The sequence below is a fragment of the Enterococcus sp. DIV0802b genome (genome assembly GCF_050543535.1).
Classification (GTDB): Bacteria; Bacillota; Bacilli; order Lactobacillales; family Enterococcaceae; genus Enterococcus_D; species Enterococcus_D entomosocium.
The window spans coordinates 1520359-1535548 of the sequence record NZ_CP172941.1 but is presented as its reverse complement, the minus strand read 5'-3'; the positions used below and the strand labels follow the sequence as shown (position 1 = coordinate 1535548).

Below are 15190 nucleotides of genomic sequence, written 5' to 3'. Positions count from 1 at the left end.
CTTTTTTTATTCGGCTAAACCGACACGTTCAAAGATCGTGTCAACTTGTTTTAAATGATGGTTGTAATCAAACGCATCATCCAAATCAGCTTTGGTCAAAACATCCGTGATTGCTGGATCAGCTTCTAACAATGGGCGGAAATCCGTTTGTTCATCCCAAGCTTGCGCTGTTTTCGGCTGAACCAAGTCATAGGCTTGCTCTCTGGTCATCCCGTGATCGATCAATTTCAACATCACCCGTTGGCTGTAGATCAATCCAAAGGTCGCATTCATATTGCGCTTCATATTCTCTGGGAAAACGGTCAGATTTTTGACGATATTGCCAAAGCGATTCAGCATGTAATCGATCAAAATCGTCGTATCCGGAATAATGATCCGTTCTGCCGATGAATGTGAGATATCCCGTTCATGCCAAAGGGAGACATTTTCATAAGCCGTCACCATATGACCGCGAACGACTCTTGCAAGTCCGGCCATATTTTCAGAACCGATTGGGTTACGCTTATGGGGCATGGCAGAAGAACCTTTTTGTCCTTTGGCGAAGAATTCTTCAACTTCCCGCGTTTCTGATTTTTGTAGTCCACGGATCTCGGTGGCGAATTTCTCAATGCTGGTTGCGATCAATGCCATTGCTGAAAAATATTCTGCATGTAGGTCACGAGGCAATACTTGCGTGGAAATATCTTGCGCACGAATCCCTAGTTTTTCACAGACATACTCTTCGACAAATGGAGGGATATTTGCAAAGGTTCCAACAGCACCACTGATCTTTCCAGCTTCGACCCCTTTTGCTGCCCGCTCAAAACGTTCAACATTGCGTTTCATTTCTGAATACCACAAGGCTAATTTCAAGCCAAAGGTCGTTGGTTCCGCATGAACACCATGGGTACGTCCCATCATCACGGTATGCTTGTATTCTTTGGCTTTTTCGCCAATGATCGTCACGAAACGGTTCAAATCTTCCCGAATCAAATCGTTGGCCTGTTTCATCAAGTAACCATACGCCGTATCAACAACATCCGTCGACGTCAAGCCGTAGTGGACCCATTTACTTTCATCACCCAAAGATTCAGAGACTGCTCGGGTAAAAGCAACCACATCATGTCGCGTTTGCGCTTCGATCTCTAAGATACGGTCGATATCAAAGGATGCTTTTTCACGAATCAATGCAACATCCTCTTTCGGTATCTCTCCTAATTCCGCCCAAGCTTCGTCAGCTAAAATCTCGACTTCTAGCCACGCTTGGTAGCGATTTTGATCGGTCCAAATAGCACCCATTTCTGGTCTTGTATAACGCTCTAACATGTTTTTATCTCCTTTAATCCCAAATATTGGTTTGATAGATTTCTTCAGTGGTTTCTGCAATGTCTTCCGTCAAAATAGTGATATGTCCCATTTTGCGACCGGTTTTTGCTTCTTCTTTGCCATAGTAATGAAATTGCCAAGCAGGTTTTGTGGCAATCAGATCATAGGTTTCTGTCAATTCATCTCCTAAGACATTGACCATGACTGCTGGTGAAAGCAAAGAAACTTCCGGCAACGGCCAGCCACAGATGCCGCGGATATGAGCGTCAAACTGACTCATGGAGCAAGCTTCGATCGAATAGTGACCCGAATTATGCGGACGTGGCGCCAATTCATTGACATACAAGCCGCCGCTTTTGGTCAGGAACATTTCGATGGCTAAAACGCCTTGCAGATCCAAAGCTTTTGCAATAATGTGAGCGATCCGTTTGGCTTCTTCGGCAACTTCTGGATCAATGTGCGCAGGAGCGATCGTTTGATGCAAAATATTGTTACGGTGGATATTTTCTACCACTGGGAAAGTGGTAAAGGTTTCTCCATTACCGGCAACTAAAATCGATAATTCTTTTTCAAAAGGAATCCATGCTTCTAATTCGCAAGTTCCTTCGCGAAGTAAATTCATGGAAGGCGCCAAATCAGCCGTACTGTAAAGCACGTGCTGTCCTTTTCCGTCATAGCCGCCTCTGGTGGTTTTTAATACACAAGGGTAACCAATGCTATCGATGGCATCTTGGATGTCTGTCGGGCTGATGATCGTGGCATAAGGTGCAATCACGATATTGTTTGCCTCTAAAAATGACTTCTCTAACAAACGATCTTGAGTGATTGCTAACAGATCGGTGCCTTGAGGGATATGTGAGTAAGGCAAAATAGAGTTCAATGCTTCAACACTGACATTTTCAAATTCATAGGTGATTACATCGGCACGTCGAGCCATTTCTTCTAAAGCAAACACATCATCATAGGCAGCAACAATATGCCAATCAGCGACTTGGGCTGTTGGACAATTGGCAGTAGGGTCTAAAACGCCAACCCGAAAGCCCATTTCTTTGGCACTCATTGCCATCATACGACCTAGCTGTCCTCCGCCAACGATTCCGATCGTTGCGTTGGGCATTAAAGGTTTAATCAAGTTGATCACTACTTTCCAATACGATTTCTTTTAATGTATTTCTTCGTGCGTCTAATTTCTCCGCTATCTCTAAATCATACATGGAAAGCATCTGGGCTGCAAGTAGTCCTGCGTTAGTTGCGCCAGCTTTTCCGATCGCCGTTGTTGCTACTGGTACACCACCCGGCATTTGCACGATCGATAAAAGGGAATCCAAACCGTTTAATGCGCGGGATTGGACGGGAACACCAATGACCGGCAATGTTGTTTTAGCTGCCACCATTCCAGGCAAATGAGCAGCGCCACCCGCTCCTGCAACAATGACTTTAATCCCTTTTTCTCGGGCTGTTTCTGCAAATTCGAACATCAAATCTGGTGTACGATGTGCCGAAACGACTTTTTTCTGATAAGGTATCGCTAACTCATCTAAAATCAAGCAGCACTCCTTCATTGTTTCCCAATCTGACTTGCTCCCCATAATCACTGCAACTGCTGGTTTCATTTGATTTTCCCTCCAACGATTTTTTACGATTCTCTTCTGAATAAACCTCAGAAGTATTTTTCTTACGAAAATCATTTTGTTAGCAACCTTTTATCGCTACGCCTGAGATATCCCGAAGTCACATGGCTCTGCTAACAATCACTTTCACCTCTAAATAGTAACGAGTAGCCCGAGCAATGTCAAAATATTTTCGAACTATTAACAAATTTTACTTTTCATTGTTCGCTTTTATCTCAAAGATATGTATTCAACACGTCAGATAACCGATAATAAGACAAATAAAGGAACAATACAAAAAATCCAGACGAATCCTCGTCTGGATCAAATAAACTTACTGTTGCAAGCGCAATTCCGTCACTTCGTCTGTTTCTTTCGGCAGCCCATTAAAGAACAGATTCAAAACAATGGCAGTCAAACTACTCATGACGATCCCATTGCCTGTAAACATTTGAACGGTTTCAGGCATTTGACTGAATAAAGTGGGCATCATATTGAACCCTAAACCAAAACCGATTGATACTGCAATCACTAACAAGTTCTTGTCATTCATAAAATCAACTTTGCTCAGCATTCTCATCCCTTGAACAGCCACCATGCCAAACATCACTAACATGCCGCCGCCAAGCACTGCCTCTGGAATGATCTGTGCGATGGCACCGACTTTTGGAAACAACCCTAATACGATCAAAAAGATTGCTGAAAAGAAAATCGGACGGCGCGTCTTAATGCCTGAAAGTTGAACCAAACCTACGTTTTGTGAAAATCCAGTATAAGGAAACGTATTGAAGATCCCACCAAGGATCACCGCCAAGCCCTCCGCACGATAGCCGCGCTTTAAGTCATTGCCTGTAATCGGTTTTTCAGTAATGTCTCCCAGTGCAAAATAAACGCCTGTGGATTCTACCAAACTAACGATGGAAATAATGATCATCAAGACGATCGACCACAGATCAAAGGTTGGTAAACCGAAATAAAAAGGCTGTGGCAAATGAAACACAGGTGCATGAGTGATGGCAGAAAGATCAACCAAGCCTAATAATGCTGCTAAAATAGTCCCACCGATCAAACCGATCAGTACGGCAATCGAGCGAATAAAGCCTTTGCCAAACACTTGCACGCCAATGATCAGCGCAATCGTCACAAAGCCTAACAATAAATTCGTTGGATCACCAAAGTTAGCAGCTGCGGCATCCCCTCCACCGATTTTGGTGATGGCGACTGGAATCAAGGTCAAGCCGATGACGGTAATCACCGTTCCTGTCACCAATGGAGGGAACAAAACTTTGATTTTCGAAAAAATGCCGGCGATCAAGACAATGAAAATCCCAGCAGCAATGATCGCTCCGTAAATCGCACTGATTCCTGATTTGGTGCCAATCAAAATCAATGGGGAGACAGCTTGGATGGCACAACCTAAAACGACTGGTAGGCCGATCCCAAAAAAGCGGGTGACGACTAATTGCAAAAGCGTAGCGATTCCGCACATGAAAATATCGATCGAGATCAAATACGTCATCTGCGCTTCATTAAAGCCGAGGCCTGTTCCAATCAACAAAGGGACGGCAACAGCTCCTGCATACATCGCTAGCAAATGCTGCAAGCCTAAAACTGCTGAACGGCTATTCGTCTCTTTCATTAGGCATCTCCTTCTAAAAAGCTAACTTGGCCTTCCGACAATGAGGCGATTCGTGCTAAGGAAACAACGGGGATTCCCATTTCTTCAAGCAATTGTCGACCAGTTTGGAATGATTTTTCAATGACGATCCCAATGCCAACGACTTTTGCTCCTGCTTGCTGACACAATTCGATCAATCCTTTTGCAGCTTGTCCGTTTGCTAAGAAATCATCAATTATTAATACCGTATCATCTGAAGATAAGAATTTCTTAGAAATCGATACTTGGCTGGTCACTTGCTTAGTAAAGGAATAGACCGATGCGGTCAACAACTCTTCATCCATCGTCAGACTCTTTGCTTTTCGAGCAAAGATCATTGGTACCTGCAACTTTTCTGCAGTATAAAGTGCTGGTGCGATCCCTGAAGCTTCGATGGTCACTACTTTGGTGATCCCACTTTCTTGAAATCGTTCTGCAAAAACTGTACCGATTTCTCTCATCAACTCATAATCCACTTGGTGGGTCAAAAACTGGTCCACTTTGAGAACCCCTTCACCCAAGACGTTCCCGTGTGTTTTGATACGCTCAACTAATTTATCCATCCTAGCTCTCCTCGTTCCTTTCTATTCCATCCTGAAAAAAAAGACACTCTTTTTGCCAAAGCAAAAAAAGTGTCTAACAGGCACGATTTTTACTTATAGTCCGATATTTACGGTATCGGGTAGAGACTGTCGACCATATTTCGACGATATACAAGTAATTTTTAAATGATAGATTCGATTATGCCTGTCTTTGATTAAAAACACAAGCATGGAATGCCCTTTATAAATAAAAATATTCTCATTTGTGGATCATTTGCTACTCTGGTTTCTCCATATCACGATAGTGCTCCATCTTTTTACTGAAAAGCTCCCCGTTGGAAGGCGGCGTGTAAGTGATCGCATTCGCACCTGCTTCAATCGTTTCTAAGATGCTCTCCTCAGTTGGACCACCCGTTGCAATGATCGGCAGCTTCGGATATTTTTTACGGAAGAAAGCCACGGTATCCGCTGTGTCCTTGCCGGCACTGATATTGATGACCTTCACACCAGCTTCAAGTTTGGCATCAATTTCAGTATACTTACTCGTTACGGTACTGATAACGGGAATATCCACGACTTTACAGACTTGCTCCACAGTTTTCAATGGCGTGGGTCCGTTTAAGACGACCCCGATCGATCCCTGAGCTTCAGCAAACATGCTCATATAAGAAGAGCGGAATCCTTGGGTCAAGCCGCCGCCGACACCAGAAAACACTGGAATATCCGCTGCTTCGATAATTGCTTTCGTAATTGCTGGGTGCGGTGTAAAAGGATAGACCGCTATCACAGCGTCCGCATTTGTATTACGGATGATCGCAATATCCGTAGTAAAAATAATGGAGCGGATTTGTTTCCCAAATATTTGAATGCCGCTAGCCTCTCGAATAACTTTAGGCACTTTGACGATATCTTTGCGTAAATCAGTGGTGATTTTTGGCATATATTTTTCTTCCATAAGCAGCCAACTCTCTTTTCTTATTGATCAAATCGATTCAATTGGTAGGTTTCAATGACTTGAATGATTTTGCTGGCATAATCTGGATCCGTTGCATATCCTGCATCTTGTAAGGCTTGTGCGGCACTGCGGTAGTCGTTTGCTGTCAAGACATCTACATAAAGCGCAGGATTCCAATCAACACCATTTACAAACAACATCGTATGATCATCCATTGATTCTTCCCAAGTATCATAGACACGAAAATCTCCTTGAATCGTGACCCATTCTCCATTATAAAACTCTTGGGTATCTAATGTCACCTTTTTTGAATGACCAAATGACTTGATGCCAAATAAATTATTGTATTTGCTGGCTAGAGAACTCTGGCCCCAATCTGATTCAAGAATCGCCTGACCTATAATGATACTTGGTAAAATCCCATAGCCTTTTTGCAGTTCTTGCGCGTAAGGAGCAATGCGATCGATAAATTCTTCATGAGAGATCGCTTCAGTATTTGTTTCTTCCTCTTTCGGAAGAGGATCCGCCAAACTATTTAAGGAAAAAATAAAAGCAATCCCAATTAAGAATAACCCTAGAAAGACTAATGGGAAACGAGTCTTCTGTTTTTTTCGTCTTGCGCTCATTTTTTCACTTCCTTTGTCTGACTAAACACGTTCTTAGCGAACAAATCGCCTCCACTCATCAACAACTCTTCTTGTGCTCGTTGACTATTTTCTTGATTTCTAGTAAGAGAATTAGTAAAGATCCAGTCCTCCTGCAAAGGATCTGCCACTTCGTGATACGACAGTTCTGCTTCTTTACGAGTGATGTGTTCTTTTGCCTCATCAAGAAACTCTTCGAATGTTACCTCATGTTCTTCAATATATGTCGCCACTTCGACGCCTACATAGCGTAAATGCCATGGTTCATAATCGATTTGGGTAATGTCATGTTTCCCTTTCGGATAACGGATGATGAACCCATACTCTCTCGCATGGGCTTGTAGCCATTTTCCACCGTCTGTAACGCCGAATCCCTCATTGAGAAGTTCGCCTGTATGATTTTGATACCAGTCTTCATCGATTACGTCAATCGCAAGACCGGTATGGTGCTCACTATATCCCGGTTCAGTAAAGGTCAGTTTCGTGATACGAATTGCTTCTTCTTTTGTATTCCCTTGGCGGATCAAGCTATTGACATTGGCATCGAATATTTCCTGTTGATACTCTACCGAACGGTAAGCAGAGACCATGACTAAAGGATATCCAGCCACCTTTGCTGCGTCAGCTAGTTCTTCGTATGCCGAAACGATTCGCTTGTCCACAAGGTAGCCATTTGATAATTTCCCCAAATCTTCTTGCGCGATTTCGCTGACGATTTTATTTTTTGGTCCTACCAGAGCCAATGACCAATCATCCAATGAGACAGTTGGGAAATCATCTTCGTTCACTTCATCACTAACAGCTGCTTGTTCTTGCGCATCCTCTGAGTATTCCGTCGAAGTTTGACTGCTGGATTCAGTTGTTGCGCTCGTCACTGTTTGAGTAGTAGAACGAGCGATACTTAGATTCTTTATTGGGGTGACTGCGGTCACTCGGTTCACTTGAATGGTTAAAAGAACCAGAAACAAGAATCCTGCTGCCGCAGCCATTCCATAATACTTTTTCAAAAAATACCCTACCTTTAATTATAAGTTTCTTCCAGATTTTCTTTAACCCACTCTAACAACTCGATTTTTTCATTGCGGATCTGCTGCTGAACAACAGCGGGCAATCGGAAGTTTAATATATCATCATAACCCCACTCATCATACGTAATACTGACTCTCAAATCAAGGTATTGGGCTGTTTCTTCAGATTCTGTTAACAATTCGACTTTTGCTAAATCGCTACCTAGCCACGTTCTGGCGATTTGGGTTTTCATTTTTTTGAACTCGACGACCGCTTGATTGCGTTTTTCTGGATAAATGACGGTCTGGCGAATGATTTTTTGGATCAGCATCCATTCATAATCCGAAAACAGCAGTTTCACTTTCTGATTTTCAGCAGGCGATAAACTCATTGTGCCGCTTTTCCAAGCTTCCCATTGCTCCTCAGTGATTCCTAAATGTGTCTCATAAAACTGTTTTTCTGATGTATATTGCTCGATAATCGTATTTAAAATAATGGCTATTGATACATTATGCATATGTTATCCCTCCTCTTCTATATTTTACTGAAAGTCAGCCGTAATGGAAACTTTTTGCGATTGTTTTTGATTATTTTAAAGAATTCATTTCTTTTGTTATACTAAATATGAAGGAGATGATCAATGATGAAAAAATACCGTTGGGGAATGATTGGACTTGGAGACATCGCGACACAATTTGCCGCTGGTTTTTCCAATGAAGCAAGTGAACTGTATGGAGTCAGCGCCCGCAGTTTGCCAAAAGTCCAGGCCTTTGCCGAAAAATACGCTATCCCCCATGCTTATGAAAGCACAGATGCTATGCTGGAAGATCCGCAAATTGATATTGTGTACATTGCAGTACCTAATGATCTTCATCACGAATTTATTATGAAAGCTCTAATGGCCGGAAAACATGTCCTCTGTGAAAAAGCCATTACGACCAGTGCCGATGAATTAGCTGAAGAATTGACCTTAGCCAAAGAAAAAAATCTGATCTTAGAAGAAGCTATGACGATCTTCAATATGCCGGTTTATGCACGTTTGAAAGAAGAGATCGATGCTGGACGCTTAGGAAAATTAAAAATGATCCAAGCACCATTTGGCAGCTATAAAGATCCTGATCCCACCAATCGTTTCTTCAACCCAGATTTAGGTGGCGGTGCGTTACTGGATATTGGCACATATGCCGTTTCATTTGCTCGCTTTTTCATGACGGATACGCCAGAAGTGGCGTTTAGCAGCATGAAGCCCTTCTCTACTGGTGTAGACGAACAATCTGTAACGATCCTCCAAAATCCAGCTGATGAAATGGCTAGTGTCACGCTGACTTTTCAAGCGAAAATGCCTAAAACCGGTATCGTCGCTTTCGAAGAAGGATACATTACCGTAGATGAATACCCTCGTGCGGACAAAGCCGTGATCCATTTCCGAGATGGAACAAATGAAGTGATTGAAGCTGGCGACAGCAGTCAAGCCCTTAATTATGAAATTGCCAATATGATCAAAGCCATCGATGGCGAGATCGAAGGATCGATCCATTTGACCACCGATGTCATTGACGTTCTTGATCAAATGCAAGCTTTTTGGGAACAACAGTAAAAGTGAAAAGACTCCTTTGCAGGAGTCTTTTTTTTAGCGCTCCATCGTCTGAATCTGTTCAGAAAAGTCGGCTTTGATTTCAATAAAACTTTTAAAGGTTTGCAGAAACTGAAACAGCTGGGCCCGATTTTCAAATTCTGCTCTTGTTTGCGGCAATGGTTTTTGTCGATAATCTTCGTATAAAGCTGCAATTTTTGCCAAGATCTCTTTTCCATCGTTATTTTCATGAAAGGACTGGGCGGTAAAGGATAGCAGCTCTTGAAACGCATTTGTATAGGCTTCTTCTACCCAAAACAATTGTAATAGATCAACCATTTCCAAGAGTAAGCGCGCTTGACTTTGCCGCATGGTGAAATACTCTTCATAATAAGAGGCTTCTCCTCGCCACTGGTTTTCACTATGAACCATCGCTTGCTGTTTGCCTTGCTTGATTTCTCCTAACAATGCTTGGCAAACATGAGGGAGCGTCGCCTTTTCTTTTTCTGTTAACGCGATCGACATGTCTTTTAAAAGACTTTTAAACGTTTCTTCCACCAACTGCTGTTTTTCTTTCAATGCCCGTTCGCCGTCTGGCATATACAAGTTAAATAAAAGTGCAAAGCCGATGCCAATACTCATCAACAAAAAAGCATTTCCAATCAATGGCCAAGCAAAAGAACGTTCCATCATATAATGGGTCACCAAGACCGAATTGACCACGATCCCATCGGTTAATTTGAAATAGACTGCCGTCGGAATAAATAGGAAGAGAAAAAGAACAAAGCCCAGCGGACCAAAGCCTAAAAGATGAAAGCTGACAAAAGCTAGGAGCGTCGCGATCGCCAAGGAAACCAAGCGACCGATTCCTGTAAAGAGCGAGGTTTTCTTTGTATTCCCAACACTCAAAATTGCGATGATCCCTGCGGCTGGTGCATACAATAGACCGATCTGCTGAGCAAGAAACATGGACAAACCGGCAGCAACTGCTGTCTTCACTGTTCTCAATCCAATTTTCATTTTTGTCACCTCCTTTGAAAAGTATACTAAATTGTGAGGAATAAGACTAGAATTTCTCAACAGCATTGGGTATGATTAAGTAAAGGGGGCATTCTACCATGAAACTGGGGCGTTTTCGCTTAGGTATGCGAACGATAAAAACAGCCATCGCTGTCATGCTTTGTATTCTGCTCTTTCATTTCCTTGATCGCGGCCAGCCTTTGATTGCTGCCTTGTCTGCTGTCTTTTCATTGCGACAAGACCTGACAACAACAATCTCTTTTGGGAAATCACGGGTACTAGGAAATACGATCGGCGGCGGTACAGCCATTTTTTATTTTTTGACGAAGCAATATTTTCAAAATGATTTTCTGATCGAATTGTTTGTCCTGCCCGCACTGGTCATCTTTGTCATCGTTTTTTCAGATGGCATCAATAACAATTCTGGCATCATCTCTGCCATTGCGACGATGCTGTTGATCACTTCCAGTGTCCCACAAGGGGAATCGATCATCTTTGCATTGGACCGTGTGCTTGATACCTTTATCGGTACCTTAGTTGCCCTGTCAATCAATTTTGTTATTCGACCACCTGAGGAAGAGAAAAAAGATGAGATTCAAGAAGATTTGGTCGTGCTAAGGCAAAAAGAGCTTGAACTAAAAGCCATGCTAGAAGAAGTCCAAGGGGAAATCTCTGAGCAAGAAAAACAAGAAAAATAAAAACAGCCTTTTTCCAGAATGCTTCTGAAAAAAGGCTGTTTTTGTTACTCATTGGCTTTCAAGGCATCGATCATATTGACATGTTTCAACTTGAAATACATCGCGATCCCTACCACGCCTGAAAACAAGCAGGTCAATCCCGCTGCATACACATAGCTCATTGGTTCGACTGTCGGTGAAAACATGGCGATATCAACTTCGATGGTCTGTAAGACAAATTGATGCTGAAGCACCCCTAATAACAAGCCAAAACCAATACCGAAAATCGTTAAAAAGATATTCTCACGAAAGACGTACATCGTCACTTCTCGATCATAAAAGCCTAATACTTTGATAGTCGACAACTCGCGGATCCGTTCCGCTATATTGATATTGTTCAAGTTGTACAACACGATAAAGGCTAATGCCCCTGCTGACGTGATCAAGATCCAAATGACGATGTTCAAGGTTGCTGTCGTGTCATCTAAGGCATCCGCTGAAGCTGAGAGGAAGGAAACATTGATGACATTATCTTGTGCCATCAGGTCAGCTGCGATCGCTTCTTCATCTGTTTTGCTTAAGCGCTGATTGAATTTCAATAACTCACTATTGTAAGCAGGCGTTTCCTGAAAGATCTTTTCGTACGTTTCAGGTGTCAAATAAGCAAAATGGCCCGTGTAGTTTTCTGCGATGGCAGCTACCTTCAGTTGAAATTCCTCGCCGCTTTCATTCGTCAACGTTATCGTATCACCCACCGATAATCCAAACAACTTAGCAAGCTTTTCATTGATGATGGCACCCTCTCCTTCTAGCTCGTAAGCTTCTCCTGAAACCCGATCATTCAAGTGGACAAATCTCGATAAAGCCGCAGGATCTTCTGGCACGGTGACGGTTACTTCTTGCTGCGTGACCCCCGATTGAGCCAACGTCAGACTTTCCGTATGCAAGAATAACCCTGCTTCAAAGCCTTCAATATCTTCTGCGGCGGCTTTTGTTTCACTCATTGCTTCCGAATCCTCGTCATCAAAGGTAATCACCGCCTGATATTGCCAGATTTTCTCAAACTGCAAAGGAATGATATTGCTGATGGAATCTCTCAGGCCAAACCCAGTTAAAATCATCGACGTGCAACCAGCGATTCCTAAGATGGTCATGAGCATTCTTGACTTGTAGCGAAACAGGTTTCGCATTGTAACTTTTTGAATAAAACTTAAGTGCCGCCAAAAAAAAGTGATTCTTTCTAAGAGAATTCGTTTCCCTGTTTTTGGGGCCTTTGGTCTCAACAAGGAAGCCGATGACTGTCTTAAATCAAATCGTAAAACCAGCAGCGCAATTCCGATGGTGCAAAGCAAGCTAACACCCACAGCAATCAATGAAAGCCGTAAATACCATGGGGTGTCATACTCCGTGAGATTGTAAAGCGGTCCATAAGCTTGAATGATGATTGCTGGAAAAAAGGAAAAGCCTACTGCTAGGCCCAATACAGCACCTGTGATGCCTGCTGCAGAGGAATAAAGCAAAAATTTCTGTCCAATCTCCCAGTTGCGATAGCCTAGTGCTTTCAACGTTCCGATCTCACTGCGTTTTTCATCGATCATCCGCGTCATAGTGGTTAGACTCACTAAGGCTGCGATCAAAAAGAAAATGACTGGAAAAATCGTCGCTAACGAAGAAACGCGTTCCGCATTGTCTTGGTATTCTGAATAACCAGGATTCGCATCGCGGTTCGCGACACGATAAACTGCCGGTTTTAGCTCCAACAATTCCTGCTCTTTTTCCGCAACTTCTTTTTTGACATCTTCAAGCTTTTCGCGTTCTTTTGGTGCTCTTTCTTTAAATTCGGCTAGCTTTTCTTGAAGGGTTGCTTCGTTTTCTCGGTATTCCAGCCAGCCCTTGTCTAGCAAAGACTGACCATTAGCTTCCTCAGAAGCTAAAGTCTCACGAGCAACACTCAGCTGCGATTCTCCTTGAGTGATCTGGGTCTGAGCCTGTGCCAATTCTTGGCGTCCGGCACTGACCTGGCTCCAGCCAGCGTTGACTTGCTGTTGCGCCCGTTGAAGTTGCACTTCTTGTTCATTGATTGCAGCCAGTTGTCCGCTTAATTGGGCACGTTGTTGCTCACCTTCAGCAATGAGTGGATTCAATGTATCTTCAGCTGCCGTCAGCATAGTAGCAATCATCGTTTCATCGATTTCCTCCAGATCAGGAATCGGACCAAGGACATCTGTCGGTAGGTTCAACTGTGCCAGAGCGGCTGTTACTTGTGCATAGACGGTAGGCAGCTGGGCCATTTGCTCCTCTGCAGAAAGTTGACCCACACTTCTGATTTGATCCATGCCTTGGTATGCCAGCGCAAGTTGCTCCTCCACTTGTTGGGTGCCACTTTGTAGTTCTGACTTTTGTGCCGAAATGGGCGCTAACTGGGCTTGGGCTGATTTTACTTGGGCTTCTTGCTGAAGCAACGCTTGTTCGCTTTGATCCAGCAGTCGTTGGTTTTCCGCCAACGCTTGCTTACCCTCAGCTATTTTTTGTGCTTCACTATTCAACTGCTCTTGGGCAGCTTGAATTTCTGTTTGGAAAGCTGCTTCTTGTTCCGTCAGTTCCCGGTGCGCCTGCGCTAATTTTTCTTGTGCGTCGTCGAGTTCCCTTTGTGCTTCTTGCAGAGCCGTTTCTCCGTTGCGGATCTGTTCTTTGGCTTCGTCAATGGCTGGTTGTGCTTCATCGATCAGCTCTTGTCTGCGTCCTTGCGCCCGAGGAGCCAACTTTTTCTCAACTTCAGCACTTATTTGATCTCTTTTCGTCTGATACGCCACTGAATAGCTTTCCATTTGAGATAAGTCATCAAAGCGAACTAAAAATCGGGCGTACGCACTTTCTTTAAAATCCTCCTCAGGAATCACCGCAAAGTAATCCACTGTCCCATTACCAACGGTACTGTTCCCCCGATGAAAGTTCTCAATATATTCAGGACTATTGACAAAGCCCACGATCGTGAAGGTATGGGTTTTTAATTGATTTTCGCCACTTTCTGGCAACTCAAAGGATTCATCTAATTCGAAACCACCACTATTTTGTGCCGCTTGATCTAAGGCGATTTCCCCTGATTTTTGCGGCAATCGACCAGAAGTCACCTCATATTGATTGACAGGTCGATCAGTTGAAAGAGAGAAGACACGAATCACAGCACGATGATTTTCGGCATTGATATCAGCGATCTGCTCCGTCTCAACCGCTGTGACGCCAGGCATTTCCTCAATGATTTGCCGATCGGTATCCGACAACCCCAAAGTTGAAGCAATTGTAAGGTCGGCTAATTGTTGGCGAGAAAAGTAATCTTCAGCAGCTTGTTTCATATTAGGGCCGGTGGCGCTGATCCCGACAAAAAAAGCGACTCCTAAAAAGATAATGCCTAAAATGGACAAAAATCGCCCGGGTGCTTGCCTAATTTCACGTAAACTGGAACGTAATAATGTTTTTTTCATAGGCATTTACCAAGAAATAGAGGCAATTGGAATCGGATGAGTATTTTTTTCCATCTTGCGAACCTTTGCGTCATTGATATGGATCACGCGATCCGCCATGGGAGCCAATGCACTGTTGTGTGTAATGATCAAAACGGTCGTCCCAGTCTCGCGAGCTGTTTTTTCTAAAATAGCCAAAATCTGTTTTCCCGTTTCATAGTCAAGTGCCCCAGTTGGTTCATCACAAAGCAGCAGTTTGGGCTTCTTGGCTATGGCACGAGCAATCGTGACCCTTTGCTGTTCACCGCCAGACAATTGTGCAGGAAAGTGATCCAAACGATCACCTAATCCAACTTGGGTCAAAATCTCAGCTGCATCAAGTGCTTCGGGTACGATTTGTGCCGACAGTTCCACATTTTCTCTAGCCGTCAAGTTCGGCACCAAATTGTAAAATTGAAAGACAAATCCGACGTCTTTGCGACGATAGGTCGTTAGTTGTTTAGCATCAAAACCAGCAATATCCGTTCCATCGACAATCACTTGGCCGCTGTCACATTGATCCATCCCGCCTAGTATGTTCAAAACGGTGGACTTACCGGCGCCACTAGGACCAAGGATCAGCGCGATCTCGCCTTTCTCTACGGAAAAAGAGACGCCATCATTGGCAGCAATCATCGTATCGCCCATTGTGTATTTCTTCACTTCTTTCACTACTTCAATATAACTCATTTTATTCCT

The 15190-nt window shown here is 43.4% G+C and carries 14 protein-coding genes and 1 riboswitch; of the genes, 2 read left to right on the top strand and 12 right to left on the bottom strand.

The window, feature by feature from the left end; all coding sequences use genetic code 11:
• Positions 1-6: 6 nt before the first annotated feature.
• From purB to IGJ12_RS07270, 9 genes are all read right to left on the bottom strand, one after another.
• Positions 7-1305, bottom strand: a complete 1299-nt coding sequence (gene purB / locus IGJ12_RS07310; RefSeq protein WP_008381467.1) for an adenylosuccinate lyase — start codon at positions 1303-1305, stop codon at positions 7-9.
• 13 nt (positions 1306-1318) lie between these two features.
• Complete coding sequence (gene purK / locus IGJ12_RS07305) at positions 1319-2437, bottom strand: 5-(carboxyamino)imidazole ribonucleotide synthase (protein WP_172634721.1); 1119 nt, start codon at positions 2435-2437, stop codon at positions 1319-1321.
• On the bottom strand, positions 2430-2918 hold the full coding sequence (gene purE / locus IGJ12_RS07300; protein ID WP_139960191.1) for a 5-(carboxyamino)imidazole ribonucleotide mutase: 489 nt from the start codon (positions 2916-2918) through the stop codon (positions 2430-2432). Before purE ends, purK begins: the two co-directional genes overlap by 8 nt.
• A 331-nt stretch (positions 2919-3249) precedes the next feature.
• A complete protein-coding gene (locus IGJ12_RS07295; protein WP_016613324.1) occupies positions 3250-4554 on the bottom strand; it encodes a nucleobase:cation symporter-2 family protein in 1305 nt (434 codons plus the stop codon).
• Positions 4554-5135 carry a xanthine phosphoribosyltransferase gene (locus tag IGJ12_RS07290; RefSeq protein WP_016613323.1) on the bottom strand — a complete coding sequence of 194 codons (582 nt, stop codon included), beginning with the start codon at positions 5133-5135 and terminating at the stop codon, positions 4554-4556. The genes IGJ12_RS07295 and IGJ12_RS07290 overlap by 1 nt, the downstream gene beginning before the upstream one ends.
• A gap of 76 nt (positions 5136-5211) precedes the next feature.
• Positions 5212-5309: riboswitch (purine riboswitch) on the bottom strand.
• 82 nt (positions 5310-5391) lie between these two features.
• Positions 5392-6069, bottom strand: a complete 678-nt coding sequence (locus tag IGJ12_RS07285) for a hydrolase (RefSeq protein ID WP_008381475.1) — start codon at positions 6067-6069, stop codon at positions 5392-5394.
• 20 nt (positions 6070-6089) lie between these two features.
• A complete protein-coding gene (locus IGJ12_RS07280) occupies positions 6090-6695 on the bottom strand; it encodes a glycoside hydrolase family 73 protein (RefSeq protein ID WP_005236425.1) in 606 nt (201 codons plus the stop codon).
• Complete coding sequence (locus IGJ12_RS07275; RefSeq protein ID WP_086317476.1) at positions 6692-7702, bottom strand: M15 family metallopeptidase; 1011 nt, start codon at positions 7700-7702, stop codon at positions 6692-6694. Before IGJ12_RS07275 ends, IGJ12_RS07280 begins: the two co-directional genes overlap by 4 nt.
• A gap of 32 nt (positions 7703-7734) precedes the next feature.
• Positions 7735-8238, bottom strand: coding sequence for a hypothetical protein (locus IGJ12_RS07270; RefSeq protein ID WP_086317279.1), 504 nt, complete (start codon positions 8236-8238; stop codon positions 7735-7737).
• A 123-nt stretch (positions 8239-8361) separates the two neighbouring features.
• On the opposite strand from IGJ12_RS07270, the gene IGJ12_RS07265 reads away from it, so the two are divergent.
• Positions 8362-9318, top strand: coding sequence for a Gfo/Idh/MocA family protein (locus tag IGJ12_RS07265; protein WP_086317277.1), 957 nt, complete (start codon positions 8362-8364; stop codon positions 9316-9318).
• Positions 9319-9351: 33 nt separating this feature from the next.
• On the opposite strand, the gene IGJ12_RS07260 is transcribed toward IGJ12_RS07265, so the two are convergent.
• The gene (locus tag IGJ12_RS07260; RefSeq protein WP_086317276.1) at positions 9352-10314 is read right to left on the bottom strand and encodes an aromatic acid exporter family protein; all 963 of its coding nucleotides are present in this window, start codon (positions 10312-10314) and stop codon (positions 9352-9354) included.
• Between the two features lie 98 nt (positions 10315-10412).
• Between IGJ12_RS07260 and IGJ12_RS07255 the strand changes: the two genes are divergently transcribed.
• Entirely contained in the window at positions 10413-11012 is a 600-nt protein-coding gene (locus IGJ12_RS07255; protein ID WP_005231932.1) for an FUSC family protein, read from the top strand.
• Between the two features lie 44 nt (positions 11013-11056).
• Here the strand turns inward: IGJ12_RS07255 and IGJ12_RS07250 are convergent, their stop codons facing one another.
• Both IGJ12_RS07250 and IGJ12_RS07245 read right to left on the bottom strand, forming a co-directional pair.
• Positions 11057-14479, bottom strand: a complete 3423-nt coding sequence (locus IGJ12_RS07250) for an ABC transporter permease (RefSeq protein WP_086317274.1) — start codon at positions 14477-14479, stop codon at positions 11057-11059.
• Positions 14480-15181, bottom strand: coding sequence for an ABC transporter ATP-binding protein (locus IGJ12_RS07245; RefSeq protein WP_086317272.1), 702 nt, complete (start codon positions 15179-15181; stop codon positions 14480-14482).
• Between the last annotated feature and the right edge of the window lie 9 nt (positions 15182-15190).